Annotated in this window: 27 protein-coding genes, 6 tRNA genes and 1 pseudogene; 17 read left to right on the forward strand and 17 right to left on the reverse strand. The window is 31.6% G+C overall.

What is annotated here, in order from left to right; all coding sequences use genetic code 11:
- Nucleotides 1–56 precede the first annotated feature (56 nt).
- Both rpsI and rplM read right to left on the reverse strand, forming a co-directional pair.
- Complete coding sequence (rpsI, locus tag HX088_RS09525; protein ID WP_171622440.1) at nt 57–443, reverse strand: 30S ribosomal protein S9; 387 nt, start codon at nt 441–443, stop codon at nt 57–59.
- Nucleotides 444–452: 9 nt separating this feature from the next.
- Entirely contained in the window at nt 453–908 is a 456-nt protein-coding gene (gene rplM / locus HX088_RS09530; RefSeq protein WP_171622441.1) for a 50S ribosomal protein L13, read from the reverse strand.
- Nucleotides 909–1,199: 291 nt separating this feature from the next.
- On the opposite strand from rplM, the gene HX088_RS09535 reads away from it, so the two are divergent.
- Nucleotides 1,200–1,910, forward strand: coding sequence for a T9SS type A sorting domain-containing protein (locus tag HX088_RS09535; protein WP_225540339.1), 711 nt, complete (start codon nt 1,200–1,202; stop codon nt 1,908–1,910).
- 58 nt (nt 1,911–1,968) lie between these two features.
- Here HX088_RS09535 and HX088_RS09540 read toward each other — a convergent pair whose 3' ends face one another.
- The 5 genes from HX088_RS09540 to HX088_RS09560 all read right to left on the reverse strand — a co-directional run bounded on the left by HX088_RS09540 (nt 1,969) and on the right by HX088_RS09560 (nt 6,280).
- The gene (locus HX088_RS09540) at nt 1,969–2,829 is read right to left on the reverse strand and encodes a fumarylacetoacetate hydrolase family protein (RefSeq protein ID WP_171622443.1); all 861 of its coding nucleotides are present in this window, start codon (nt 2,827–2,829) and stop codon (nt 1,969–1,971) included.
- Between the two features lie 122 nt (nt 2,830–2,951).
- Entirely contained in the window at nt 2,952–4,091 is a 1,140-nt protein-coding gene (locus HX088_RS09545; RefSeq protein WP_225542750.1) for an acyl-CoA dehydrogenase family protein, read from the reverse strand.
- Nucleotides 4,092–4,129: 38 nt separating this feature from the next.
- Nucleotides 4,130–4,924 carry a type IX secretion/gliding motility protein PorT/SprT gene (porT, locus tag HX088_RS09550; RefSeq protein ID WP_286484020.1) on the reverse strand — a complete coding sequence of 265 codons (795 nt, stop codon included), beginning with the start codon at nt 4,922–4,924 and terminating at the stop codon, nt 4,130–4,132.
- A gap of 26 nt (nt 4,925–4,950) precedes the next feature.
- Nucleotides 4,951–5,691 carry a bifunctional demethylmenaquinone methyltransferase/2-methoxy-6-polyprenyl-1,4-benzoquinol methylase UbiE gene (gene ubiE / locus HX088_RS09555; RefSeq protein WP_225540333.1) on the reverse strand — a complete coding sequence of 247 codons (741 nt, stop codon included), beginning with the start codon at nt 5,689–5,691 and terminating at the stop codon, nt 4,951–4,953.
- Between the two features lie 25 nt (nt 5,692–5,716).
- Nucleotides 5,717–6,280 (reverse strand): hypothetical protein, encoded by a 564-nt coding sequence (locus HX088_RS09560; RefSeq protein ID WP_171622447.1) that lies wholly within the window; start codon nt 6,278–6,280, stop codon nt 5,717–5,719.
- A 123-nt stretch (nt 6,281–6,403) separates the two neighbouring features.
- Here HX088_RS09560 and HX088_RS09565 point away from each other — a divergent pair, with 123 nt between their 5' ends.
- A complete protein-coding gene (locus tag HX088_RS09565; protein ID WP_260542400.1) occupies nt 6,404–7,477 on the forward strand; it encodes a 3-oxoacyl-ACP synthase III family protein in 1,074 nt (357 codons plus the stop codon).
- A gap of 21 nt (nt 7,478–7,498) precedes the next feature.
- A complete protein-coding gene (gene aroC / locus HX088_RS09570; protein WP_260542402.1) occupies nt 7,499–8,557 on the forward strand; it encodes a chorismate synthase in 1,059 nt (352 codons plus the stop codon).
- A gap of 287 nt (nt 8,558–8,844) precedes the next feature.
- Here the strand turns inward: aroC and rplI are convergent.
- The 3 genes and pseudogenes from rplI to rpsF form a co-directional block, all read right to left on the reverse strand.
- Nucleotides 8,845–9,342 (reverse strand): annotated as a pseudogene (gene rplI / locus HX088_RS09575) (50S ribosomal protein L9); the annotation flags it as partial.
- 21 nt (nt 9,343–9,363) lie between these two features.
- Nucleotides 9,364–9,666, reverse strand: a complete 303-nt coding sequence (gene rpsR / locus HX088_RS09580; protein ID WP_171622451.1) for a 30S ribosomal protein S18 — start codon at nt 9,664–9,666, stop codon at nt 9,364–9,366.
- 7 nt (nt 9,667–9,673) lie between these two features.
- On the reverse strand, nt 9,674–10,021 hold the full coding sequence (gene rpsF / locus HX088_RS09585; RefSeq protein ID WP_171622452.1) for a 30S ribosomal protein S6: 348 nt from the start codon (nt 10,019–10,021) through the stop codon (nt 9,674–9,676).
- 337 nt (nt 10,022–10,358) lie between these two features.
- Here rpsF and HX088_RS09590 point away from each other — a divergent pair, with 337 nt between their 5' ends.
- Entirely contained in the window at nt 10,359–11,663 is a 1,305-nt protein-coding gene (locus tag HX088_RS09590; RefSeq protein ID WP_286484021.1) for an aminopeptidase P family protein, read from the forward strand.
- Nucleotides 11,664–11,729: 66 nt separating this feature from the next.
- On the opposite strand, the gene pncB is transcribed toward HX088_RS09590, so the two are convergent.
- Both pncB and HX088_RS09600 read right to left on the reverse strand, forming a co-directional pair.
- Nucleotides 11,730–12,932: a nicotinate phosphoribosyltransferase gene (pncB, locus tag HX088_RS09595; RefSeq protein ID WP_286484022.1), complete on the reverse strand. Its 1,203-nt coding sequence runs from the start codon at nt 12,930–12,932 to the stop codon at nt 11,730–11,732.
- A gap of 97 nt (nt 12,933–13,029) precedes the next feature.
- Nucleotides 13,030–13,782, reverse strand: coding sequence for a hypothetical protein (locus tag HX088_RS09600; RefSeq protein WP_286484023.1), 753 nt, complete (start codon nt 13,780–13,782; stop codon nt 13,030–13,032).
- A gap of 67 nt (nt 13,783–13,849) precedes the next feature.
- Between HX088_RS09600 and HX088_RS09605 the strand changes: the two genes are divergently transcribed.
- Nucleotides 13,850–14,254, forward strand: a complete 405-nt coding sequence (locus HX088_RS09605) for an RNA-binding S4 domain-containing protein (protein WP_171622456.1) — start codon at nt 13,850–13,852, stop codon at nt 14,252–14,254.
- Here the strand turns inward: HX088_RS09605 and HX088_RS09610 are convergent.
- Nucleotides 14,246–14,779, reverse strand: a complete 534-nt coding sequence (locus tag HX088_RS09610) for a shikimate kinase (RefSeq protein WP_284583368.1) — start codon at nt 14,777–14,779, stop codon at nt 14,246–14,248. The genes HX088_RS09605 and HX088_RS09610 overlap by 9 nt on opposite strands.
- A 12-nt stretch (nt 14,780–14,791) precedes the next feature.
- On the reverse strand, nt 14,792–15,397 hold the full coding sequence (locus tag HX088_RS09615) for a hypothetical protein (RefSeq protein WP_171622458.1): 606 nt from the start codon (nt 15,395–15,397) through the stop codon (nt 14,792–14,794).
- A 295-nt stretch (nt 15,398–15,692) separates the two neighbouring features.
- Here HX088_RS09615 and HX088_RS09620 point away from each other — a divergent pair.
- The 5 genes from HX088_RS09620 to HX088_RS09640 all read left to right on the forward strand — a co-directional run bounded on the left by HX088_RS09620 (nt 15,693) and on the right by HX088_RS09640 (nt 16,307).
- Nucleotides 15,693–15,765 (forward strand) — tRNA-Lys (locus HX088_RS09620).
- Between the two features lie 100 nt (nt 15,766–15,865).
- Nucleotides 15,866–15,938, forward strand: a tRNA-Lys gene (locus tag HX088_RS09625).
- Between the two features lie 50 nt (nt 15,939–15,988).
- Nucleotides 15,989–16,061: transfer RNA gene (locus tag HX088_RS09630), tRNA-Lys, on the forward strand.
- Nucleotides 16,062–16,111: 50 nt separating this feature from the next.
- Nucleotides 16,112–16,184, forward strand: a tRNA-Lys gene (locus tag HX088_RS09635).
- A gap of 50 nt (nt 16,185–16,234) precedes the next feature.
- A tRNA-Lys gene (locus HX088_RS09640) sits at nt 16,235–16,307 on the forward strand.
- Between the two features lie 450 nt (nt 16,308–16,757).
- Here HX088_RS09640 and HX088_RS09645 read toward each other — a convergent pair.
- Nucleotides 16,758–17,189, reverse strand: coding sequence for a lipocalin family protein (locus HX088_RS09645; RefSeq protein WP_286484025.1), 432 nt, complete (start codon nt 17,187–17,189; stop codon nt 16,758–16,760).
- A 238-nt stretch (nt 17,190–17,427) separates the two neighbouring features.
- Here HX088_RS09645 and HX088_RS09650 point away from each other — a divergent pair, with 238 nt between their 5' ends.
- The 4 genes from HX088_RS09650 (at nt 17,428) to typA (ending at nt 22,955) form a co-directional block, all read left to right on the forward strand.
- A complete protein-coding gene (locus tag HX088_RS09650; RefSeq protein WP_286484026.1) occupies nt 17,428–20,337 on the forward strand; it encodes an AsmA family protein in 2,910 nt (969 codons plus the stop codon).
- A gap of 8 nt (nt 20,338–20,345) precedes the next feature.
- Entirely contained in the window at nt 20,346–20,579 is a 234-nt protein-coding gene (locus tag HX088_RS09655; protein ID WP_286484027.1) for a hypothetical protein, read from the forward strand.
- A gap of 220 nt (nt 20,580–20,799) precedes the next feature.
- Nucleotides 20,800–20,872 (forward strand) — tRNA-Lys (locus tag HX088_RS09660).
- A gap of 280 nt (nt 20,873–21,152) precedes the next feature.
- Nucleotides 21,153–22,955, forward strand: coding sequence for a translational GTPase TypA (gene typA / locus HX088_RS09665; protein WP_171623701.1), 1,803 nt, complete (start codon nt 21,153–21,155; stop codon nt 22,953–22,955).
- 53 nt (nt 22,956–23,008) lie between these two features.
- On the opposite strand, the gene HX088_RS09670 is transcribed toward typA, so the two are convergent.
- The gene (locus HX088_RS09670; RefSeq protein ID WP_260542416.1) at nt 23,009–23,329 is read right to left on the reverse strand and encodes a hypothetical protein; all 321 of its coding nucleotides are present in this window, start codon (nt 23,327–23,329) and stop codon (nt 23,009–23,011) included.
- Between the two features lie 20 nt (nt 23,330–23,349).
- Entirely contained in the window at nt 23,350–23,748 is a 399-nt protein-coding gene (locus HX088_RS09675) for a hypothetical protein (RefSeq protein ID WP_171623703.1), read from the reverse strand.
- Between the two features lie 41 nt (nt 23,749–23,789).
- On the opposite strand from HX088_RS09675, the gene HX088_RS09680 reads away from it, so the two are divergent.
- The 3 genes from HX088_RS09680 (at nt 23,790) to HX088_RS09690 (ending at nt 25,472) form a co-directional block, all read left to right on the forward strand.
- Entirely contained in the window at nt 23,790–24,386 is a 597-nt protein-coding gene (locus tag HX088_RS09680) for an NUDIX hydrolase (RefSeq protein ID WP_171623704.1), read from the forward strand.
- A gap of 11 nt (nt 24,387–24,397) precedes the next feature.
- Nucleotides 24,398–24,964, forward strand: coding sequence for a DUF4920 domain-containing protein (locus tag HX088_RS09685; protein WP_284583374.1), 567 nt, complete (start codon nt 24,398–24,400; stop codon nt 24,962–24,964).
- An 82-nt stretch (nt 24,965–25,046) separates the two neighbouring features.
- On the forward strand, nt 25,047–25,472 hold the full coding sequence (locus tag HX088_RS09690; RefSeq protein ID WP_286484030.1) for a hypothetical protein: 426 nt from the start codon (nt 25,047–25,049) through the stop codon (nt 25,470–25,472).
- Nucleotides 25,473–25,816 lie beyond the last annotated feature (344 nt).

Below are 25,816 nucleotides of genomic sequence, written 5' to 3' on the forward strand. Positions count from 1 at the left end.
TTATTTGTTTAGATGCTAAACCAACGGAAAATGGATTTTTTAATGAATTGAATAAATTAACGTTTAGAGAATTGGAATTTCTTACGCGCTTTCTTTTGACCGAATTTTTTACGTTCAACCATACGTGGGTCACGTGTTAATAACCCTTCTGGTTTTAATTGTAAACGAAAATCTGCGTCAATTTCACATAAAGCTCTAGAGATTGCTAAACGAATTGATTCAGCTTGACCAGTGATTCCACCACCAAAAACTTTGATATCTACATTGTATTTATCAGTTGTACCAGTGATTAAAAATGGTTGCTCTACTTTGTATTGTAATACTGCTGTAGGGAAGTAGTTTGCTAACTCGCGTCCGTTAATGAAGATCTCTCCATTTCCTTCTTGTAAATATACACGAGCAACAGATGTTTTTCTACGTCCGATTTTATGAACTATTGCCATTGAATTAGATTATAAATATTCGTTAATATCGATTTGTTTTGGTTGTTGAGCTTCGTGATTGTGCTCTGTACCAACAAATACATGTAAATTAGTCAATAATTTACTACCTAATTTGTTTTTAGGTAACATACCTTTTACTGACTTTTCGATTAAGCGTACAGGATCTTTTGCAAATACTTCTTTTGCAGTTAAAGATCTTTGTCCACCTGGGTAACCTGTGTGACGGATGTATAATTTCTCATCCCATTTGTTACCTGTTAATTGAATTTTGTCAGCGTTTAAAACAATAACATAATCTCCACAATCTGCATGAGGAGTGAAGTTTGTTTTGTGCTTACCTCTGATAAGCTTCGCAACACCTGACGCTAAACGACCTAATGATAAGTCAGTAGCGTCCACAACTACCCATTCCTTTTGAGCAGTTTCTTTGTTGGCTGATGAAGTTTTGTAACTTAACGTGTCCACTATCTTGATTTTTAATATTTTATAAATTACCGACAATCCGATCGGGGTGCAAATGTACAAAATGATTCTGTTTTCCCAAAAAAAATCAGGATTTATTCATCACTTTGATTGATTTGTACCATTAAGACGGTTGTCAAAACGTTTGCAAAATTACGTTAATTAATTGGATTTTCAATATTTTTTATTTTAAATGATACAATAATTTTGCAATTAATCCATTTTTTTTATAAAGTAAATGCTTGAATTACTGAAAATTATTTATAAATTTAATTCAATTAACAATAATATGAAATGAAAAGAATAGCCATATTTATTTTTCTATTTGTTGCTTTTCATGTAAAGGCACAGAAAGCAGAAATTTTAGAATATAATTGGGTTTTAGAGAAAGTAGTTCTTAACAATGAAGAATACTTATTACCTACAGATTCTTTTAAAACAGGAGAGACTTCTTTTTCTAAATCTGAATTTAATAGTAAAATTTGTAATACGTATGTTTCTCAGATTAGTTTTAAAGACGAAGATACGATTCTTTTTAATGAAGGTTCTGTAACTTTGATTCAATGTAATCCTATTACGGAAAATCACTATAATAAGTTTGAAAATCATTATTTTTTTGGATTTTTTAGCGAAAACTTTAATTCCAATACCGTTTCATATACTTATCAAATTTACGAGAACAATAATGGTTATAAATTAACAATTATAAATTCTAAAGGTGATAAAGCGATTTATTTTTCTGAGAAATTGAATATAAAGGAGATGAAAGCAAATACAGTGACGGTGTCGCCTAATCCTGTTAAGCGTTTTTTTTATGTAAAGAATGCAACAGCTTATAAAAAATTATCAATTGAAATTTATGATATGCAAGGAAGGTTAGTGAAACAAGAAAATTTAAATAGTAAAAAGGAAGTTGATGTTTCTGATTTATTAAAAGGAAATTATGTGGTAAATATTAAAGATGTTGACAACATTATTTCACAAACTAAGATTATTAAGAATTAAATAAAAACGTCCAAAACAAATTTGTTTTAGACGTTTTATATGATTAGTTTAAATCGTTTTAATCTCTCGAAAAAGGTAAAATACTTTGTGTTGTAGAGCCTAAACCATCTATCCCATATTCGATGACATCACCTGGTTTTAACCAAATTTGTGGTGTTTTTCCCATTCCAGATCCTGCAGGAGATCCAGTAGAAATAATATCTCCAGGCATAAATGACATGAATTGAGATAAGTAAGAAATTAATTTGGGAATGCGGTAAATAAAATCGCTTGTATTTCCATCTTGCATGATTTCACCATTCAATTTTAACCAAACACGTAAATTATTTACATCTTCAATCTCATCTTTAGTCGCAATAAAAGGTCCAACTGGCGCAAATGTATCACATCCTTTTCCTTTGTCCCAAGTTCCACCACGTTCGGTTTGGAAAGCGCGTTCAGAAATATCGTTGATCAAAGCATAGCCATAAACATAATCCATAGCTTCTTCTTCCGAAACATTGTTAGCTTTTTTACCAATAATTAGACATAATTCCGTTTCCCAGTCCATTTTAGTAGAACCATTAGGTTGCATAATTCCGTCTTCTGGTCCGTTAAAAGATTGATTTGCTTTGATAAACATAATCGGTTCTGCTTGTTGTTGCAAACCAGTTTCTTTCACGTGATCTTCAAAATTAAGTCCAACACAAACAATTTTACCAGGACGAGTCAAAGGAGTACCAATGCGAACATCGTCTTCAACAAGTGGTAAGCTATTAATGTTAAGCTCGATATATTTTTCTAACGTTTTTTGTTTATCTATATTTCCAAAAAAGTCTTCATCATAGATGATTCCAGATGCTGAAACATCAAACTTTTTATCATCGATGATAATACCTGATTTTTCTTGACCTTTTGGTCCAAATCTAAAAATTTTCATTATTGTTACTATTTTTTCCGCTGCAAAGATACAACGATTAGATTTTGCTCGATTAAATTAAAAAAAGACATCTGTCAGTAACAGATGTCTTGTATGGATAAAAGTACGTCTATTTGTCTAAATTATTTAGCGATACCTCTTGAAATTACAATTTTTTGAATTTCTGATGTTCCTTCGTAAATCTGCGTAATTTTCGCATCACGCATCATGCGTTCTACATGGTATTCGCGAACATATCCATTTCCTCCGTGAATTTGTACCGCTTCCGAAGCAACTTCGTTTGCCGTTTTTGAAGCAAATAATTTTGCCATTGCACCAGAAATTGATATATCTTGACCGGCATCTTTTTCAGCAGCAGCTTTGTAACATAACATACGAGCAGCCGTAATATTAGTTGCCATATCAGCTAATTTGAACGCTACAGCTTGATGATTAATGATTTCTGTTTTAAATGCTTTACGGATTTTGGCATAATCTAATGCTAATTCGTAAGCACCTTGTGCAATTCCTAATGCTTGAGAAGCGATACCAATACGACCACCATTCAATACATTCATTGCGAATGCAAAACCAAATCCATCTTCACCAATTCTGTTTTCTTTCGGAACTTTTACATCATTAAAGAATAATGAATGTGTATCAGATCCTCGGATACCCATTTTTTGTTCTTTTGGTCCAATTTCGAAACCTTCCCATCCTTTTTCTACAATGAAAGCATTGATTCCTTTATGACCTTTTTCTGGATCAGTTTGAGCAATTACTAAATATGTAGAAGCAGTTCCTCCATTTGTAATCCAGTTTTTTGTTCCATTTAACAAGTAGTAATCTCCCATATCTACTGCAGTAGTTTTTTGAGAAGTAGCATCAGAGCCAGCGTCTGGCTCAGATAAACAAAATGCTCCGATTACTTGACCAGAAGCTAATGGAACTAAATATTTTTGTTTTTGTTCTTCAGAGCAATATTTCTCCATTCCAGCACAAACCAACGAGTTGTTAACTGACATTACAACAGCTGCAGAAGCGTCAACTTTTGCGATTTCTTCCATTGCAATTACGTAAGAAACGCTATCTAAACCTGATCCTCCGTATTTTGGGTCAACCATCATTCCTAAGAATCCAAGTTCTCCCATTGTTTTTACAGCATCGGTTGGAAAAGTAGATGTTTCGTCGCGTTCGATTACTCCGGGTAATAATTCAGCTTTTGCAAAATCGCGAGCAGCTTGTTGAATCATTAATTGTTCTTCCGATAATTGAAAATTCATGTGATTATTTATTTATGGTTTTTATTATTTATAATTTTTTATTCAAATTTTAGAGAAAAAACGAAGGCTCTTGTTGAGATTGAGTTTAAACTTCCTGTCCAATAAGGTTTCGTATCAGGTTTGTCTGGAACAATTTCATTGTTAAAGAAGAACATACCTTTTAGAGCTGGTGTAAGTTTAAAACGTTTGAAATAGATTTCAACTCCAATTTCAGCTTGCCAATTAAAGTTATTCGTTGTTGTTCTGAAAACTCCAGTAGCATTATCATCTTCTTTCTTTTCGTTGGATTGCAGATTCATTAAATATCCCAAACCTCCTTGTATATAAGGACGTGTGTTGTACCAACGATCTCCATGAAAATTAAGTAATAAAGGTATTTCGACATAAGTAGATTTAACTTCACGTTTTATGTTTGTATCTTCTGGGTCGTAGAAGCCATTAATAGGATCAGATAAAATATAATTTGTAAAATACAATGTTCTTTGGGCAAAATGCAACCCAGGTTCAGATTTTACGTCTATGTAATCATTTATACGCATTTTTGCGATTAATCCAACAGAAAAACCTGCTTTACTTTCTTGGTCCAAATACACTAAGCCGTGTTCGTTTACTCCGTCATCTTCTGGGATCTGAGGAGTTCCTGGTAAAGGATTCTTTTGTGCTTTTGGAACAATCTTGTAATTCATCATATTTGTACCCAAAAAATATCCGAAACTAAATTTTTTTTGATCAGTTTCAGTTCGGTTTTCACTTCTGTCATTGTTTGGGCGAAACTGCGCATTTGCAATACTTGCAGCAGTTAACGATAATGCGATGATTAGATTTTTTCTCATAGACTTTCAACGAATAACAAGCAATTTTATTTTATACTTTTATAAATGCTTGCAATACCAAATGTAAGTTTTTTATCAATAGGTTGTGTGAATTTTACACTTTTCAAAATATTTTTCATTTCTTCTCCATGAGGAAAAGCACGAACAGAATCTGGTAAATAGGTATATGCGCTTTGATCTTTAGAAACCATTTTTCCAATAGCAGGTAAAATATTTTTAGAATAAAATGTATACAATTGTTTCATTGGGAAAGCTGTAGGGTAAGAAAATTCTAAAATAATAAATGTTCCACCTGGTTTTAATACACGATTAATTTCGGCTAAACCTTTTTCTAAATTCTCGAAGTTACGTACGCCAAAAGAAACCGTTACACAATCAAAAGTATTGTCAGAGAAAGGTAAATTTTCAGAATCTCCTTGTACCATATCGATACGTTCTTCCAAACCTGCTTCTTTTACTTTTTTGCGACCAACTTCCAACATTCCGTTAGATAGGTCTAACCCCGTAATTTTAGCGTTGGTATTTTTACCCATCATTATCGCTAAATCTCCAGTTCCTGTTGCGATATCTAAAATCGTTTGTGGTTGAGAAGCTTTTACCATTTTGATGACATCTTTTCTCCACTGAATATCAATTCCCATTGATAAAACGCGGTTTAATAAGTCATATTTAGGAGAAATGTTATCGAACATTTGTTCGACTTGTTTCTTTTTATTTAAATCTGATGAATCGTAAGGAGTTACGCTATCGTGTTGATGATTTGCCATTGTGTAAAGTTATAAAATCTAAATTTTATTCGTAATTCTCGAAATAAAATTGTTTAAAATCTTCTTTGTTAAATATTTTCGATAAATCGGTTGCTTTTTCGCTACTCGCACTTTTAATGAACATTTTAGGATAATCTTGATCAATGTTGTAATAAAAGTTTTCGATGTATAATTGAGAAGATTTTTCGATAATTCCGTGATAAACTTTATCGTCTATCGCAATATTGTTTGATAAAAAGATTGAATCTTTATTTTTTCGAACACCATAAGGGCGTGTAAATGTATAATAATCTTGACGCGCAGGATTTATAAATCCATTTGCACGTGTAATATCAACAACTGTGTCTACGTTCTTATTGTCAAAAGTATAAACGATATGGGCTTTTCCTTTTTTTAGTTCTACACGCGCATTTTGTTGTGGAGCAATAGTGAAATCTTTATCGTTAATTTTAATTGTCAATGTTTTGTTCGATGGATTATCAATTACATAACCATCTTTTTTATTCAAAAAGAGATTGTAGACAATCACAATCAAACCTGCTAATGCACAGACTATTAATAGACCAACTAATGATGGATTTTTTTTCATGCTGCTAAATTAATTATACTTTATTAAATTAGCTATGAGTTATTACATATTTTTATCTACTATTTTAATGAAATGTGTAACTTTGCCGGTATTATTTTTTTATTTTAATTGAACAATATTAATATGATAAACTCTGTAATTACAGGTTCTGGACATTACCTACCAAACAGAATTGTTACAAACGAACATTTTATTAATTACGAATTTTTTGATGATAATGGTAATCGTTTAGATAAAACGGGAGAAGAAATTACACGTAAATTTGAGGAAATTACAGAAATTAGAGAAAGAAGATATGTTGAAGACGATTTGTTAAATTCTGATATCGCAACATTTGCTGCTAAACAAGCAATAGAAGATGCTGGGATTAATCCAGAAGAATTAGACTATATTATCGTTGGACATAATTTTGGAGATATAGATCCTGTAGGACATCAAATCGATATAATGCCATCTATTTCGGCAAAAGTAAAACATAACTTAGGGATTAATAATTTAAAGTGTAAGCCTTATGACATGACATTTGGTTGCCCAGGTTGGATAGAATCATTGATTTTAGGTCATCAATTTATACAAGCAAATATTGCGAAAAAAGTATTGGTGATTGGTTCTGATACTTTATCTCGTGCGGTGGATCCACATGATCGTTCGGCAATGATTTTTGCAGATGGTGCAGGAGCAGTGGTTTTAGAAGCAAAAGAAGCTGATCATAAATATGGAATTCTTAATCACGAAACATTAAGTTATACAGGTGACGAATTAGCTTTTCTTACTAATAGTGTTTCGGTAAATCCAAACTTTAAAGGTTCTGTAAAAAATATAAACATGAAAGGTCGTAAAGTTTATGAGTTTGTGTTGAAAAATGTTCCACCAGCAATCAAAGAATTATTAGCTGATACCAATCTTGATATTGATGATATCAATAAAATATTATTGCACCAAGCAAATGCAAAAATGGATCATGCGATGATTGAACGTTTATATAAAAGTTTTGGAAAAACAGCTCCTGAAAATATAGATCCTATGACGGTTCAGTTTTTAGGAAACACATCTGTAGCAACAGTTCCAACAATGTTTGATTTAATCAAAAAAGGTGATTTAGCTCCACATCAATTTCATGCAAATGATAAAATTATTTTAGCCTCAGTTGGTGCTACGATGAATATTAATGCATTGATTTATCAATTCGAAAATTAATATAAAAATACTGTAACTATCGTGAATACATTCGGAAGATTATTTAAAATATCAACTTTTGGCGAAAGTCATGGTGTAGCAATTGGAGGTGTTATTGATGGCGTACCGAGTGGAATCGAATTAGATTTTGATTGGATTCAAGCGCAATTAGATCGTCGTAAACCAGGACAATCTGCTATTGTAACGCAACGAAAAGAACCTGATACAGTTCAATTTCTTTCAGGAATATTTGAAGGAAAAACAACCGGAGCTTCAATTGGTTTTATTATTCCGAATGATAACCAGAAATCTCACGATTACGATCATATCAAAGGAGTTTTTAGACCATCTCATGCCGATTATACCTACGAAACCAAATATGGTGTTCGTGATCATAGAGGAGGAGGAAGAACCTCTGCACGTGAAACGGCAAATTGGGTTGTAGGTGGTGCTGTTGCAAAACACATTATTCCTGCAATTAATATTACGGCGTATGTAAGTGGAGTTGGTGAATTGAAATTAGATAATGATTATTCCGTTTTAGATTTTTCGAATATTGAGAAAACAGCTGTTCGTTGTCCTGATTTAGAAATGGCTGAAAAAATGATTGATCGTATTAAAGAAATTCGCAAAGAAGGAGATACTATTGGAGGAGAAGTAACTTGTGTGATTCAAAATGTACCAGTTGGTTTAGGAGAACCAATTTTTGATAAATTACATGCTCGATTAGGACAAGCAATGATGTCAATTAATGCTGTAAAAGGTTTTGAATACGGAGAAGGTTTTTCTTCAACTTCAATGAAAGGTTCTGATATGAATGATCAATTTAACCAAGACGGTACAACTAAAACGAACTATTCTGGAGGAATACAAGGTGGAGTTTCGAATGGAATGGATATTTATTTTAAAGTTGCTTTCAAACCTGTTGCCACATTAATGCAAGAACAAACTACGCTAAATGTAGATGGAGAAATGGTCGAAATGCACGGGAAAGGTCGTCACGATCCATGTGTAGTACCAAGAGCTGTACCAATTGTAGAAAGTTTAACAGCAATGGTTTTGGCTGATATGACGTTGCTTCAACGAACAAGAAATATATAGAATACTATAAAATCCGTTCTAAGAAGAACGGATTTTTTTTATTCCAATCAAAAAGAAAGTCTATAATTGATGATTTTAAAAATAAAAAAACCTCGCAATTTGCGAGGTTTCTTATTTGTATAGTTGAATAATAATTATTCTTCTGTAGATGGAGCTTCTTCTGTAGCAACTTCTTCAGACACTTCCTCTTTTTTCGCTTTCTTATCGTTAGCGTAAATTGGGTTATCGAAGTTAAAGAAAGAACCTTCTTCTTTATTAGCGTTAGCTGCTTTTTGAGCATCTAATTTAGCTAATTCTGCTCTAGTTTTAGCAGCTTCTTCAGCAGCTTTGATAGATGCAGCATCTGGTACAATTTCAAATCCAAAGTCTACTTCAACCTCTCTATGGAAACGAACTTTTGCTTCGTATTTTCCTAAACGTTTGATAGTATTTCCTGGGATTTTGATATTTTTCTTTTCAATTTCAACACCAGCTTTTACTAAAGCTTCTGCTAAGTCAGCATTGTTGATAGATCCAAATAATTTATCTCCAGAACCAACTTTAGCGTCGATTTTAACAACTAAACCTTCTAATTTAGCTGCTTTTTCTTTAGCTGAAGCAATTAATGAAGCTTCTTCTGCTTTACGCGCTTCTAAAGTTTCGTTTAATGCTTGTACATTTTTTGGAGTTGCAACTGATGCTAATCCACGAGGGATTAAGAAGTTACGTGCGTATCCAGGTTTTACTGAAACAACTTCAAATTCAAAACCTAAACCTTCTACATCTTGTCTTAAAATTACGTTCATGATATTTTAATATTTAGGTTATTATTTTAATTGATCACCAATGAATGGCATTAATGCTAAGTGACGAGCTCTTTTGATCGCTTTAGAAACTTTTCTTTGGTATTTTAAAGATGTTCCTGTGTAACGACGAGGTAAAATTTTACCTTGCTCATTCACGAATTGAATTAAGAAATCAGCGTCTTTATAGTCAACGTATTTGATTCCAAATTTTTTGAAACGACAATATTTCTTGTTTGATTGTGTTTCGATATCTAAAGGAGATAAATAACGGATTTCTGATTCGTTACCTCCTGCAGCTTTTTTTGCTAAATCGTCAATTGCCATGGCTTAATTACTTGTTAGAGTTAGACTTTAATTTTGTTCTACGTTTTTCAGCCCATTCAACACCGTGTTTGTCTAATTTCACAGTTAAGAAACGGATTACACGTTCGTCACGTTTGTAAGCTACTTCTAATTGAGAAACTAATTCGTTGTTGTCTGTTTTAAACTCTACTAAGTGGTAGAATCCATTTCTTTTGTTCTGAATTGGGTATGCTAATTTTTTCAATCCCCAGTTCTCTTTTGCTACGATTTCTCCTCCGTTAGCAGTAACAAAGTCATTGAATTTATTAACTGCTTCCTCTACCTGAGAATCAGATAGAACGGGAGTCAAAATGAAAACAGTTTCGTAATGTGTCATTTTTAACTTCTTTTAAGTTATTATTATACTAAAATTCGAGGTGCAAATATATAAATAATATTCTAATTATCACTAATGAATATTTATCGAATTTTTATTAACCTCTTATTTGTTGATTATTATTCAATTATCATGTTTGCGTTAAAAAAATGTTGACTTTTAATAAAAAAAATTTGCAGATTAAAAAAAGTGACTTACATTTGTCAACATAAAAGGCTAATGGCTTTTTCATAGGTTTAGGTTGGTTAAGGTTAAAACCCTCGTTTCTACGAGGGTTTTCCTTTTTTTTCTGAAAACATCTTCTTAAATTTGGTCATAATATTTAATGTAAAATTTTATGACAACAAAATACAATCCCATTCCAAATGAATTATTCATAAAGAATAGAGCGAAATTTGTAAAAGCAATGAAACCTCATTCTCTTGCTATTTTCAATTCAAATGATATTTATCCCATCTCATCCGATTCTACTTTACCATTTGCACAGCACCGTGATATATTTTATTTGTCGGGCGTAGATCAAGAAGAATCTGTTTTATTGATTTTTCCTGATGCTTATGATCCAAAATATAGAGAAATATTATTTGTTCGTGAAACAAATGACCATATTGCTGTTTGGGAAGGAGAAAAATTATCAAAAGCTCAAGCTACAGAAGTATCTGGTGTGAAAACAGTACTTTGGCTACAAGATTTACCAAATGTTTTACGCAAATTAATGGTTGAAGCAGAGAATGTTTATGTTAATAAAAATGAACATTACCGTGTGACAGAAGCTCCGCAAGTAGAAACTCGTGAAGATCGTTTTGTGAAGCAATTACAAGCAGACTATCCTGGGCACACTTATTTGCGCTCTAATCCTATTTTGCAACGTTTGCGTTCGGTTAAAGAACAAGAAGAAATTCAATTGATTCAACATGCATGTGATATTACAGAAAAAGGATTTCGTCGAGTATTAAATTTTGTAAAACCAGGTGTTTGGGAATATGAAATAGAAGCAGAGTTTGTACATGAATTTATTCGTAATCGTTCAAAAGGTTTTGCTTACACACCAATTATTGCGTCTGGTAATAATGCGAATGTTTTGCATTATATTCAAAATAATCAAGAATGTAAAGATGGTGATTTGATTTTGTTTGACGTTGCAGCAGAATATGCAAATTACTCATCTGATATGTCGCGTACAATCCCAGTTAATGGAAAATATACAAAACGCCAAAGAGAAGTATATGATGCCGTTTTACGTTGTAAAAAAGAAGCAGAAAACTTATTGGTTGCAGGAAATAATTGGTACAAATATCACGAAGAGTTAGGTAAAGTTTATACATCTGAATTGTTAGGATTAGGTTTATTAGATAAAGCTGATGTTCAGAACGAAGATCCAAATTGGCCAGCTTACAAAAAATATATGATGCACGGTACATCTCATCACATGGGATTGGATACGCATGATTATGGTTTGTTGACTGATGATTTTGTTGCTGGAATGGTATTTACAAACGAACCAGGATTCTATATTCCTGCCGAAGGTTTTGGAATTCGTTTAGAAGATGATTACGTTATTCAAAAAGAAGGAAATCCGTTCAATTTGATGCAGAATATTCCATTAGAAGCAGAAGAAATCGAAGATTTAATGAATAAATAATATTTGATTCAATAGATAAAAAAAAGGAACTCAATTGAGTTCCTTTTTTTATTGTAATATTAATTTTTAATCATTTTCTGGTGCCTCATGTGAGGGGATGTCATCTAAATCCAACATTTCTTTGGCCAAAGCGATCATTCGAGGTGTTCCTGTATGTTTATTTTTTTCGTCAGAAAGTTTAACAACACCAGTCCATTTAATATCAATCGAAGAAATTTCTGTTAATTTCATTACGATATTCATTGGACGAAGATTGGTGTCATTTGTTAAATTTGTACCAATACCAAACGATAACCCAATACGATCTTTAAATGCTTTTGTAATTACTTCTACTTTTTCAGAATTTAATCCATCTGAGAAAATTATAGTTTTGAATAATGGATTAATTCCCATTTTTTCATAGTGAGCAATTGTTTTTTCGCCAAATTCTATTGGATCTCCAGAGTCGTGACGAACACCATCAAATAATTTCGATAATTTTTTGTCAAATTGTCCAAAGAAAATATCTGAAGTATAGGTGTCAGTTAAAGCAATTCCTAAATCACCATAATATACTTTCACCCAGCGGTCTAAACTAATCGAATTGGCAATTTTGAACCCGTATCGAGCACCATGAAACATAAACCATTCGTGCGCATGTGTTCCAATTGGTTTTACGCCATATTTGTGTGCAAAGTGAACGTTAGATGTTCCCACAAAACTTTTTCCTTTGTGATTAGTAAGCTCTTTCATGACAATATCGTGTACTTCGTAACTGTGACGACGACGTGTTCCGAACTCTGCAACTGTCACACCAAGACGATTGTATAAATCGACTTTATCGCTTGTTCGTTTTGTTATTTCTCCGTTTGAGATGCGTTGAGCGTTGGTTAATTTGTAAAAAATTTCACTAATTAGACAAAGAATAGGAACTTCCCATAAAATTGTTCGGTACCAATATCCTTCAACAAGAACTTCAACATCTGATCCGTTTTGAGAGATTTTAACTTCTGCAGGATCATAACGATATCCTTGTAAAAAGTCTAAATAAGCAGGGCTTAGATAGGGACAATTTGTAGAAAAGAATTCTTTTTCATCTTTTGTAAGTGCTAACGAAGCCATTGCATTGATTTCATTTTGTAATTCTTCTGCAAAACCATTTGGAAATTCATGTTCACCTCGGTTGATAAATTTATAACGAGCCATTACATCTGGATACAATTTTGTAACCCCAAATTGCATGGTGAATTTATAGAAGTCATTGTCTATAATGGATTTTATTATACTCATTTCTTAGGTTTAAATTCTAACAATTTTTTTAAAATTAAAGATAAAAAAAAACCATCAATGAGGATGGTTTTTGAAAGAATATCTTATTAATAGAAGATTATTTTTTTGTTCTTTTTTCGATTTTTGGTAATTCAAAATTGAAGATAAAAGAGCGATCTCTGTTCCCAGAATACTCAGATAATCCTGTTCCTGAAATGTAATACTTGTTTCGAGCATACGCTAATCTTGAAGGTAAAATAATTACACCTTGAAAGTTATATAAATCGTTCACAGAACGTTCTGTTGTTTTGAAATGTTTTAAACCTTCTACAAAATTTTTCAATTCTAAATGTTCTCTTTTCACTCCGTTTTCAGTTTCTATTTCAGTTGGTGTGAAATAATAAAAAGTAGGGTCTTGTATTGCAGAACCGTCTCCTGAATTAGGCGTTCCAGAGGTAGAAACAGAACCATATTTTCTTTTATAATCAGTGCTGTTAGTTGCTAAAAAAGTACCTATTTCGTAGGAAATATAAATAGAAGTACTGTCATTAGAAATTATAGTTTCTCCAGTTCCTTTATAATTTGGGTTTTCGGCATACCAAATACCTAAGTTATCTTGTTTTGCAAGTGTTTTTAAAGCTGGATATGCATCGTCATCATTACCTTTTATTGTATCAAATTTTGTAAGTTTACCAGTCTTAGGGCTGAAGTAAAAATCTTCTAAATATTGTTGAATAGCTTCATCATCTAAAGCATTACGTTCTTCAACAGGAATTTTTGTTTCTTTATCTACACCACTATCATCATCATTATTACATCCTACTAAAACAGTAGAACAAGCAATTAAAGTAACGAAGAATTTCTTTATCATGTTATTTCGATTTATATTGCGAATTTAGAAAAAATATTAGTTTATCCTATTAAATATTAAGTTTTAAATGAGATTAGATAAATTTCTTTGGAGTGTTAGGTATTATAAAACAAGATCTTTAGCCGCTGATGCAGTAAAAAAGAATCGTGTGAAAGTAAATGGAGTTGTAGCAAAAGCGTCAAGAGAGATTGTCGCAGGAGATGCAATAGAGGTTAGAAAAGACCAAATAAATTTGTCATTTAAAGTTTTACAAGTCCCAAAAAATAGAATTGGAGCAAAATTGCTGACGTTACATATTGTTGATACAACACCAAAAGAAGAGTATGAAGTGTTAGAACTTCGTAAACTTTCGCAAGATTATTATCGCGAAAAAGGAGAAGGTAGACCAACGAAAAAAGATCGCCGCGATTTGGACGATTATTTAGAAGAAGGAGCAGAGGAATTCATCATAAAAGGAGAAGATTTAGATTAATTCTAAATCTTCTCCTTTTTTAAGTTGACTCATAATTTCGTCCAAAATTTCTAATGTACTTTGGGTCGTAATGCTAATCGTATATTTTGCTTTTTCGTAATATTGATTGCGTTCAAATAAATGTTTGGCAATAAATTCTGTCATTTCTTCATTTGAAAGATGAGCAATTAATGGACGAGTTTCTTTTCTGTTTTCAAGTCGTTTCACCAATTGAGGCAACTGAACGCGCATAAATATCGAAATCGAATTTTTAACAATCTCCTCCATATTATCATAATAAACAGGAGTTCCACCGCCTAAAGAAAGTACAATGTTAGTGGTTGTTAAAATTTCCTTCAAAGCTTCTCGTTCTTTTTTACGAAAACCTAATTCGCCTTCTTTTTTAAAAATATCACTTATTTTTGTTTGATATTTTTGTTCGATAAAATCATCCAAATCGATGAATTCGAAACCAAGTGCTTTGGCTAAATCTTTTCCGGTAGTCGATTTTCCGCTCCCCATATAGCCAATTAATGAAATAATCATTTGTTATATTTTTTAATCTACAGGTAAATCTTCCGAATAATAGATGGTTAATCTTGCAAAACCATCAAAAGTATCAATTTGATAAGAATAGGTGTTCTTTAATTTTCTTGCATCATAGCGCTCTACGTTATACGTAACCTCGTAATCTTCATTTGTAACAATCGAATTAGAATGATGATATTTTGATTTTGGAGCATCCTTTTTGATTTCTGCACGATATTGATTCAAAAATTTGATCGGAAAAGAATAGGTTAATTTATAAACTATTTCTTGCGAAATTTGAATAGCCGTGATTTTATTCAAAAACATTGTTCCTTGTGGATTATTTTTAATTTTCAAAGAATCCAATCGTTCTACATTTTGGATGTATAAATTTTTTCCAAGTTTAGAAACCTTAAAACAACGATCGTTTAATTTTTGATGGATGATTTGTGGTTGTTCTTTTATTAAATTTTTTAAGTCTTTTAAAGAAAAATTACTTAAATGTGCATCTTTTGTTTCTTGATTACAATTGTTTGCATATTCAGAATCGGGTACATCTGCTTCTGGATTATCAGATTTTTTGCACGAGATTACTGAAAACAAAGCAAAAATAATGTAGATAATATTTTTTTTCATTCTAAAATTTCAATCTTTAATTGCTTTTCCGAATACAATTCAGTTAACATAGATCTTGATTTGTTGGTGGACAAATATAATATTAAATCATTTATCAAGATGAAAAATGATGTTTCTATCTCATATTTTTTACTTTTTCTATGATGGAAATTTCATTTTTTTAAAAAATCTAAAATAATATTAAATTTTAAGTTCTTAAAATCGAAATGTTTAATTAATAAATTGTAAAAAACTTTATAAAACGTTTGTTAAATTAGTATTAATCGTCCTATATTTGCACTCGATTTAAGAGACCGACCTGGTAGCTCAGTTGGTAGAGCACAACACTTTTAATGTTGGGGTCCTGGGTTCGAGCCCCAGCCAGGTCACTTAGTCAAAATGTTCTTTTTTTTTACTGAAATAAATAAAAAATACATTTCGTTTTGTAAACTCAGATATAGTCGTATATTTGCAGTCCGAAAAAACGGAGACCTGGTAGCTCAGTTGGTAGAGCACAACACTTTTAATGTTGGGGTCCTGGGTTCGAGCCCCAGCCAGGTCACAAACTTCGCGTTATTGAGAAGTCTAAAAACAATAACACTCCAAAATGGAGACCTGGTAGCTCAGTTGGTAGAGCACAACACTTTTAATGTTGGGGTCCTGGGTTCGAGCCCCAGCCAGGTCACAAACTTCGCGTTATTGAGAAGTCTAAAAACAATAACACTCCAAAACGGAGACCTGGTAGCTCAGTTGGTAGAGCACAACACTTTTAATGTTGGGGTCCTGGGTTCGAGCCCCAGCCAGGTCACAAACTTCGCGTTATTGAGAAGTCTAAAAACAATAACACTCCAAAATGGAGACCTGGTAGCTCAGTTGGTAGAGCACAACACTTTTAATGTTGGGGTCCTGGGTTCGAGCCCCAGCCAGGTCACAAACAGGGACAATCTTTCTTTTAAGAATTGTCCCTTTTTTTATTCTATAATTTAACTGTTAGAAGTTTCTACAATTAATGGAAGTCTAATAGATAAAAACTGCATTTAGTGATATTTTTATATTACCCAATGCAGTTTTTTTTATTTTCTTAATTGTGAGATTAATTACGACAATCTTTAGAAGAGGTTTCTGTTATACTTACAATATCGATGACTTCATATACGCTTTGATAAGAAGCCGCAAAACCTTCGGTACTCTTTCCTTTGTCTTTGATAATAAGTTGAGCTGATACAGCCGTATATGGCTCTTTTCCTTTTGTAAGTTGAGCGTATATATCTTTTAATTTTCCTGTAGCGTCAGAAACCCAATATACGTTACTGCTACCACAAGGTTTAAAAGTTCTTGTTTCATGTCCAAAAGTTAAAGCACCTTCTATAGTTTGTGTAGTTCATTTAGAAGTGTCAATACGTGTTTTATCAGCAACTTTCTTAAAAGTTAAAACCGTATTTCCTTGTTTTAATTTCATGGCATCTTTATTCAATTCAACTATTGAATAGGATATTGTATCTATAGACGACTGTTTGTTTCCAATACTTTCAGCAACTAAAGAGAGTACATTATTCTCTACATGCCAAGATTTATAAAGCAAAGTTGCCATTTTATCAGATTGTGCACTACCATCTTCAAACATAGAAAAATGTAAAGCACTACTTGATAAATCCTCCCAAGAACCAATAAGTAAATCATAATGTTGGACACTATCTTTATTTACAGTTTCAAGATCTGTTGTTTCTTGATTAGAATCAGTTTTCGCATTTTGACAAGAAAGAAGTAATAGAGCACTTCCAATTAATGGCATTAAAGAATATTTAATATTCATTGTATAAAATTTAGTTTTAACAATATGCAAAAACAAAACCAAAGACACTTTATTAATTTCTTTATATAATAAAAGACATAATTTGAATAGATTCTATTTACTTTTGTTCGTTTTAAAATAAGAATTGAAGAGTAAAATACTCTAAGATTTATATGATAAAAGTCGCTGTAATTAAGTTTCTTATTATTTTCTAATCAACTCGATTCTCAGTTACTTTGTTCCACCGATTTTTAGAAGTATGAAGAAGAAAAAAACGATTCTTTCAAAAGTCATGAAAGTAATGAAAATTACAGGAATTTCTTTGGGAGGAATTGCATTGGTTTTATATGTGTCGCCTTATTTTTTTAAGGAACAAATTAATAATGGAATAAAAGAGGTTGCTAAAAATTACATCAACACAGCGGTTGATTTTAAGGATTTAGATGTGTCTTTTTTTCGTCATTTTCCAAAACTTACCGTAACACTTACCGATTCTTCAATCAAAGGTTCGGCGCCATATCAGACAGAAAATTTAATTTCAGCAAAAGAAATTGCGCTTGGTGTTGATATCAAAACATTGTTCGAGGATAAAATTATTTTCAATGAATTGTTTATTCATCAAGCAACAATTAATTTGAAAATAGATAGTTTAGGGCGTCATAATTATGCTATAACTGTTTCTTCAGATGAGGTTGAAAAAGTAGATGAAACAAGTGTTGGCTTAGCATTAAATAATTTCAAAATTTCTGATTCAAACTTTTTGTTTGATGATCAATCATCGAAAACATACCTAAAATTAGATCAATTGAATTACGATGGTTTAATTGACCTAACTCAAAACGAATTAACATTAAATGCTGATGCAGCAATTGATAAGGTCAATTTTAGTTTTGATGAGCAAAAGTATGTAAAAAACTTGCCTTTGAAAGGAACAATTAATTCGAAAATAGATCTGAATAATTTATCTTTTTATTTTATTGATAATAAACTTCAATTAGGTCAATTTCCGTTTTCGTTAAAAGGTTCTTTGTTGATGCCAGCTGAAAAAATTATTTTTGATTTGACGATTTCTTCGGATAAAAATGAAATGAAACATATTCCAGCAATTGTTCCGGAGATGTACCAAGAATGGGCGAAAGATATCCAAATGGATGGAGAATCATCGATTCTTTTTACCATGAAAGGAACGATGAATAACGAAACTAAAGAAAATCCAGATATACATATTGAAGTCAAAATTGATGAGGGTTCATTAAACTATAAACAATCATCTTCGCCAATTCAACATATTAATCTTATTTCTACGATTGATTTATATGCGTTAGATCCAGAAAAAATGCGTGTAAAAGTAGAGAATCTTGATTTCAAATTATTGGATGGTATAACGAAAACAAATTTTACGTATTCGTCTGGAAAAACAATGTTTTCAGAAGGTGTTATTCAGGCAAATGTAGATTTAGAAGCGTTGAAAAATGCGACAGGTTTTAATCAATTTGATGCAAAAGGTGTGCTGAATTTAGAAGGAAACTGGAAAGGTTCAATTATTCAGAATGTAAAAAAATCAAAACAGAAAATACCAACATTTAATCTAAAAGCAAACTTAGAAAATGGGTATTTCAAAATGAATGAAATGCCTGCTGCTTTGGATCATATTAATATGAAAATGTCCATGCAAAATAAGGACGGAAATTATAAAAATACGGCTGTTTTAATTCATCAAATAGATGCTAAAGCAATGGATAATTTTATGATTGGACGATTAGAATTAAAGAATCTAACCAATTTTCCGATTAATGCTGATTTTGCGGCTAAAGTTCATTTAGAAGATATCTATAAAATCTATCCGTTGAAAAATATTGAGATGCGTGGTGATTTGTATATGAAAATGAAAGCGAATGGAACATACGAACCAAAACGAAAAAAAGTACCCGTTACCAATACAGTAGTAAAATTGAAAAATGGTTTTATTAAACTGAACGAATATCCAAATTTACCATTAGAAAATTTTACAGTAGAAACGCATATAAAATCGGGTAGAGGTTCGTTTAACGATTTATCAATAGATGTTTTACCGATTTCTTTTACATTGGCAGGGAAACCTTTTAAGGTCAATGCAAATCTGAAAAACTTAAATAATTTGGATTATAGTATTCACTCGAAAGGTGAATTGAACTTAGCGAATATATATAAATTATTTCCTGTAGATGGCATAGATGTAGATGGTTTGATTGAAACAAATTTTGGAATAAAAGGAAACAATGGAGCGCCTTTAGAAAGTTTTCAGAACAAAGGATATGTGAAAATAGAGAACATCAAAATCAAAACAAAGTTCTTTCCAAGTAAATTTATTGTTAAGCAAGGAGATTTCCGATTCGAAGGTAGTCAGTTAACTTTTAAAGATGTAAAAGCGCGCTACAAACGCAATTCTTTTGTGTTTGATGGAGAGGTTTCTAACTATATTAATTACGCATTAAAAGAGAATGAAACGTTAAAAGGAACGATAAATTTTAAAACTAATCGAGTTAATATTGATGATTTTATGGCGTTTAATTCTGGTGAAACTTCTTCTAATTCAGCAACAGCAGAAGAAGGAGTGGTGTTGTTACCAAAAAATGTTGAATTATCGATAAAAGGAAAAGCGAAAGAAGTATTGTTTAAGGATATAATACTACAAGATTTTAGTGGAGATTTAAGATTGAAACAAGGGAATTTATCACTTCAAAATACGAAATTTAATTTGATTGGTTCAGAATTTACGATGAACGGTAATTACGTGCCAACAAATGCAAGAAAAGCCAAATTTGATTTCAATATAAAAGCCAATAATTTTGATATTCAACGTGCTTATCATGAGATTACGTTATTTAGAGAATTGGCAAGTGCGGCAGAAAATGCACATGGAAAAGTGTCGATGGATTATCAGCTACAAGGAGATTTGGGAGCAGATATGTTTCCGAAAATGAAAACGATTAAAGGCGAAGGTAGTTTTATGCTTGAGGATATTAAATTCTTAGGTTTTAAAGTATTTAATACGGTTGCCGAAAAGACTTCCACAGATGCTTTGCATGATGCGAATTTGAAAAAAGTTAATTTAAAAACAAAGATCGAAAATAATGTCATACGATTAATCGTACAAAATTTAAAATTGCAGGTTTCCGTCCTCGAATAGAAGGTCAAGTGACTTTAGATGGTTATATGAACCTTGGGATGCGTCTTGGCTTGCCACCTTTTGGAATTATCGGAATTCCAATCAAGATTACTGGTCCTGCAGATACATTTGAGGTTGAGGTTGGAAAATACCACAAAGAAAATTTGGATGAGTCGGATGATGAATTTGATGATTATCAAAAAGCATTAGAAGAAGAAAAAGCAAAACAAGAAGCTGCTCAAGCAATAACACAAATAAAATAATTTTAAGACCTTCAGCATTACTGAAGGTTTTTTTTATGTTAAAATTGAAATGATTTGTTATACTGGAATTAGATAAAGTGCAATCTAAAAATAGGATACAGCGATTATTATTTTCTTTTATAGGTTAAATTGATGAAAAAGATAGTTTTATATTTACTAAAACATCTTTCTGAATGAAATTTGTAAAGCAAATCAAGACGATTTTGTTGTGTTTTTTAAGGACTCGTTAGCTTAGCTGGTAGAGCACGAAACTCTTAATTTCGGGGTCCTGAGTTCGAACCTCAGACGAGTCACAAAAGCCAAGTTATATATAACTTGACTTTTTGTTTTCATAAGAAGCTATATTTTTAGGAGAAAAAGCTATTTTAGTAGAAATATCCAATAAAATGATTTATTATTAACTTTTTTAAATCCATTTTTTATTAATCAATTTGCAAATAAATCAATGTTTTAGTAAAAAGTATTTATTAAAATTAAATTTTTCTAAATATATTATAGTTAAAATTAAATAAAATAAAAAGTATAGTAATAAAAAATAAATTTGTCGTAAATTTGCACCCATAATTTTCAAGGATGCAAAACATTAGAAATATTGCGATTATCGCACACGTTGACCACGGTAAAACTACATTGGTTGACAAAATTCTTCACAGTGGACACGTTTTCAGAGAAAACCAAGAGTCAGGTGAGTTAATCATGGATAACAATGATATCGAGCGCGAGAGAGGGATTACGATCTTTTCAAAAAATGCTTCGGTAGATTATAAAGGTGTTAAGATTAATGTAATTGATACTCCTGGTCACGCGGATTTCGGTGGAGAAGTAGAGCGTGTATTGAAAATGGCTGATGGTGTAATTTTATTAGTCGATGCTTTTGAAGGCCCTATGCCTCAGACACGTTTCGTTTTGAGTAAGGCTTTAGAGTTAGGTTTAAAACCATTGGTTGTTATAAACAAAGTAGATAAAGAAAACTGTCGTCCTGACGAAGTTTATGATAAAGTATTCGAATTATTCTTTAACCTTGATGCAACAGAAGAGCAATTAGACTTCCCTGCATTTTATGGTTCTTCTAAACAAGGATGGTTCAACACTGAGAATGTACGTGTAGAAGATATTACACCTTTAATGGATGGTATTTTAGAGCACGTTCCAGCTCCAGAAGCTCACGAAGGAGATTTACAAATGCAAATTACATCGTTAGATTATTCTAAATTCTTAGGACGTATTGCAGTAGGTAAAGTAACTCGTGGTGAGATAAAAGAAGGTGATTGGATTGCATTAACAAAACCTGACGGATCATTCAAAAAACATAAAATCAAAGAATTGTACACATTCTCTGGTTTAGGTAAAGTAAAAGCGACTGAAGTAAAAGCGGGAGATATTTGTGCTGTGGTTGGTATCGATGGTTTCCAAATTGGAGATACTATTGCAGACCCAGAGAATCCAGAGCCATTACCAGTAATGCATATCGACGAACCTACAATGAATATGTCATTCGGTATTAACAACTCTCCATTCTTTGGTAAAGATGGTAAATTTGTTACTTCTCGTCACTTAGTAGACCGTTTAACAGACGAATTAGAGCGTAACTTAGCTTTACGTGTAGAGCCAACAGACGATTCGAATACACAATTAGTATATGGACGTGGTATCATGCACTTATCTGTATTAATCGAAACTATGCGCCGCGAAGGGTATGAGTTAACAGTTGGTCAACCACAAGTTATCTTCAAGGAAATTGATGGAGTTAAATGTGAGCCTTACGAAACATTAGTAATTGATGTTCCAGACGATTTTTCATCTAAAGCTATCGATTTAGTTACACAACGTAAAGGAGATTTATTAGTAATGGAAGCGAAAGAAGGAATGCAACATTTAGAATTCGAAATTCCATCTCGTGGATTAATCGGTTTACGTTCGTTGATGTTAACTTCTACTGCTGGTGAAGCTGTAATGGCGCACAATTTCTTAGCATACAAACCTTTCAAAGGAGCTATTGCCGGACGTTCTGCAGGTGTAATCATTTCTAAAGATCAAGGTGTTTCTACTCCTTATTCTATCGATAAATTACAAGACCGTGGAAAATTCTTTATCGAGCCAAGTGAAGAGGTTTACGAAGGGATGATTATCGGTGAGCATTCTCGTAACAATGACTTAGTTGTAAACGTTGTTGAAGCTAAAAAATTGAATAATATTCGTGCAGCTGGTAAAGATGATTCATCTTCTATCGCTCCTAAAATCGAAATGACTTTAGAAGAATGTATGGAATATATCCAAGCTGATGAATGTATTGAGGTTACTCCAAACTTTATCCGTTTACGTAAAATTCACTTAAAAGAAAATGATCGTAAACGTTACGAAAAATCAATGATTTAATCATTTGAAATATAAAACAAAAAAAACCAGAAGTTTACTTCTGGTTTTTTTGTTTAAATAATTTCGATTTTGTTTTTGAGTGCAATTATTGCAGCATTTAATTCGTTTTTAAAAGCACGATATTCTAAGATTTGACCTTTCGTTTTAAACCTCGAAAGATTAAAACCTTCTTCGATATCATTGTACCAAATCACATAATTTTGATGATGCGCAACTGCCCAAAAATTATCTTCTATAACATCTTTGCATAACCAAATCTCAGGAGATGTTTTAATTTGATTCCAAAATAATAGAATTTCATCATCCATATTTTGCTCGCTTAAATAAATTTCGAGCATCAATTCCTTTTTCGGAAAATTTATCCAATTATCCACAGAATTTTGATAGGAATAGATTAACCTATTTTACCTAAATTTTCTGCAATCGTTTCAATAAAAGAAGTCAATGGTTTTTTTGCCATCATTTCGATCATCATATTGAAGTTTCCGTCAAAGTCTAATGTAACATCAGATGAATGATCATCAACCGCTTCAATCGAAATTGTCAATGTATATTCAAAAGCAGGTGCAGGAGATTCAAAAATAATTTTTGACGGCTCAACTGTTTCTTTCAAACGCATACCAACCTTTGGTAAAGCACCAACACCAACTGTAAAACCTTTTCCAGATTCGTGAATTTCGAAAGATTTTGTATCATTTGGCATCAATTGCTCATAATTTTTCATGTCCAACAAAAAAATGTACGCATCTTGCTGATTTTTTGCTAAACGGACTTTATTCGTATTTACCTTCATATCCTTGTGAGTTTTTTATAAATTTGTAACAAATCGTTCAAATGTACAAAGTTTTTTTTAATGAAAGTTTGTTAACTTTCAGCAACCAATCCAATCCAGAAGCAAAAAATATATTGTTTCAAAATGAAGCTCAATTCGATGAATCGGTTCATTTATTATCTTCAAAAGCTTCTAATTTAGTGAATATTTTTAGTGATGATATTGAAACTGTTTGGACGAAATTCTTAAAATATTACAAACATATACAGGCTGCAGGCGGAATTGTTCGCAATCCAAAAGATGATTATTTGTTTATTTTCAGACTCGGAAAATGGGATCTACCAAAAGGGAAAATGGAAGAAGGAGAGTCGAGAGAAGAATCTGCAATTCGTGAAATTGAGGAAGAATGTAGTCTTACAAATCTGGAATTGAAACGATTTTTGATGCCAACTTTTCATATTTATTTTTTGAGAGAATACATTATAAAAGAAACATTTTGGTTCGAAGTTTTTTACGATGGAGTAGAATTACCTTTGCCACAAACTGAAGAAGGAATAGAGTCGGTAGAATGGAGAAAAGAAAGTGAAATTCCTCAGTTATTAGAAAATTCTTATCCTAATATAAAGTTGTTAATGGATAATTATTTAAATTTGAATTAAATTAGGATAGAATGAGAAAATATATTTTAACTTTTTGTGCTTTAACATGTTTTGCATTAGCAACAAATGCTCAAACGAAAAAAGAAAGTAAAGCTAAAACAGAAAAAGCTTCAAAGTCACAAGCGAAAATTTTAGAAAATGGAACAGCTAAAATAGATGATTTATATGCGTATCAAGTATATGGAGAATCATTCGAAATTAAGAACACATTGACTAAAAACGAACTTGCAAAGTTATTCGATAACATGAAAAACGGAGATGCTTTAGAAAATGTTCAGTTCGTATCAACAATAGAATCTGTTTGTAAAAAGAAAGGTTGTTGGATGAAAGTTGATCTTGGAAAAGGAGAAGAACAATCATTTGTTCGTTTCAAAGATTACGGATTTTTTATGCCTTTAGATGGTGAGAAAGCCAATGTTGTAGTTCATGGAAAAGCTTTTGTTAGCGAGATTTCTGTAGAGAAATTACGTCATTATGCAGAAGATGCTGGAAAAACAAAAGAAGAGATTGCTAAAATAACAAAACCTCAGTTGCAATATAATTTTGAAGCTGATGGTGTTTATTTGAAGGAAAACTAAGATTTTTCTAAAAATATGAATAAAAACCTTTCTTTTTTGGAAAGGTTTTTTTGTAAACTTTAATTTTGAAAAAAATAGAGATATGAATACATTTCAAGGCAATCCAAATAATTACTTTTCTTTAATTGGAAAAACTGAGAATGACGATTTATTTCGATCATTTCAAGCAGAACTTGATTCTGAAATTATTGAACAACATGTGACGAATGAGAAAACGTTACTTTATAAAGAGAAAGGAATATCGATTAAAATTGTTAACGGTAGAATAAGTGCGATTAAATTTTATCTTTCTCCAAACCCAATTTGTAAAGTATATGAGGGTGAAAATATTTTTGAATTGAAACGTATTACGGATGAAATACAAATTCGGAAAAATGAACTTTACGAGAGAATTAATAATAATGATCCCAATCGTTTGACAAATGATTATAAACGAGAAAATTGTATCTTTTCCTTTGACTCGATGACGGGAGAATTTTTATCAATTGAGGTTTTAAATGAATTTTAACAAACCCACTTTAATTGATTTATAAAAAAAAACAAGTAATTAATAAACGACTATAAGTTTATTTTTGATTATATTAGTGAATATATTTTAACTCCAACAATTGAAAATAATGATTTTGTTTGGTCTGGAAGAGGTAGTTTTGAAATTATTTTGAATAAAAATTTTCTTAAAATAGAGATTCAAAAGAGTAATGATAACCAAGAAATTGTCATGAAAATCAAAAATTTAGGAGAAAAAATTATGGCTATAAAAAATATAAATAAAGTCTGTAACGTCCTGAAAAAATGATACAGGATTAGACCAATAAAATTTTATTTTAAACAGTACATATATTCGTATTTGTA

The organism is Empedobacter sp. 225-1 (genome assembly GCF_030328185.1).
In the GTDB taxonomy this organism is placed as follows: Bacteria; Bacteroidota; Bacteroidia; order Flavobacteriales; family Weeksellaceae; genus Empedobacter; species Empedobacter stercoris.

Coding starts and splice junctions, on each gene's coding strand:
- HX088_RS09545 (WP_225542750.1), bottom strand. CDS start 4,091: ATGAATTTTCAATTATCGGAAGAACAATTAATGATTCAACAAGCTGCT.
- HX088_RS09560 (WP_171622447.1), bottom strand. CDS start 6,280: ATGAAAAAAAATCCATCATTAGTTGGTCTATTAATAGTCTGTGCATTA.
- HX088_RS09600 (WP_286484023.1), bottom strand. CDS start 13,782: ATGATAAAGAAATTCTTCGTTACTTTAATTGCTTGTTCTACTGTTTTA.
- HX088_RS09680 (WP_171623704.1), top strand. CDS start 23,790: ATGTACAAAGTTTTTTTTAATGAAAGTTTGTTAACTTTCAGCAACCAA.
- HX088_RS09685 (WP_284583374.1), top strand. CDS start 24,398: ATGAGAAAATATATTTTAACTTTTTGTGCTTTAACATGTTTTGCATTA.
- ubiE (WP_225540333.1), bottom strand. CDS start 5,691: ATGGCAAATCATCAACACGATAGCGTAACTCCTTACGATTCATCAGAT.
- HX088_RS09675 (WP_171623703.1), bottom strand. CDS start 23,748: ATGAAGGTAAATACGAATAAAGTCCGTTTAGCAAAAAATCAGCAAGAT.
- HX088_RS09535 (WP_225540339.1), top strand. CDS start 1,200: ATGAAAAGAATAGCCATATTTATTTTTCTATTTGTTGCTTTTCATGTA.
- pncB (WP_286484022.1), bottom strand. CDS start 12,932: ATGAGTATAATAAAATCCATTATAGACAATGACTTCTATAAATTCACC.
- HX088_RS09565 (WP_260542400.1), top strand. CDS start 6,404: ATGATAAACTCTGTAATTACAGGTTCTGGACATTACCTACCAAACAGA.
- HX088_RS09690 (WP_286484030.1), top strand. CDS start 25,047: ATGAATACATTTCAAGGCAATCCAAATAATTACTTTTCTTTAATTGGA.
- HX088_RS09610 (WP_284583368.1), bottom strand. CDS start 14,779: ATGATTATTTCATTAATTGGCTATATGGGGAGCGGAAAATCGACTACC.
- HX088_RS09645 (WP_286484025.1), bottom strand. CDS start 17,189: ATGAATATTAAATATTCTTTAATGCCATTAATTGGAAGTGCTCTATTA.
- rpsR (WP_171622451.1), bottom strand. CDS start 9,666: ATGGCAATTGACGATTTAGCAAAAAAAGCTGCAGGAGGTAACGAATCA.
- HX088_RS09650 (WP_286484026.1), top strand. CDS start 17,428: ATGAAGAAGAAAAAAACGATTCTTTCAAAAGTCATGAAAGTAATGAAA.
- HX088_RS09605 (WP_171622456.1), top strand. CDS start 13,850: ATGAGATTAGATAAATTTCTTTGGAGTGTTAGGTATTATAAAACAAGA.
- HX088_RS09590 (WP_286484021.1), top strand. CDS start 10,359: ATGACAACAAAATACAATCCCATTCCAAATGAATTATTCATAAAGAAT.
- rpsF (WP_171622452.1), bottom strand. CDS start 10,021: ATGACACATTACGAAACTGTTTTCATTTTGACTCCCGTTCTATCTGAT.
- typA (WP_171623701.1), top strand. CDS start 21,153: ATGCAAAACATTAGAAATATTGCGATTATCGCACACGTTGACCACGGT.
- porT (WP_286484020.1), bottom strand. CDS start 4,924: ATGAGAAAAAATCTAATCATCGCATTATCGTTAACTGCTGCAAGTATT.
- rpsI (WP_171622440.1), bottom strand. CDS start 443: ATGGCAATAGTTCATAAAATCGGACGTAGAAAAACATCTGTTGCTCGT.
- HX088_RS09615 (WP_171622458.1), bottom strand. CDS start 15,397: ATGAAAAAAAATATTATCTACATTATTTTTGCTTTGTTTTCAGTAATC.
- HX088_RS09540 (WP_171622443.1), bottom strand. CDS start 2,829: ATGAAAATTTTTAGATTTGGACCAAAAGGTCAAGAAAAATCAGGTATT.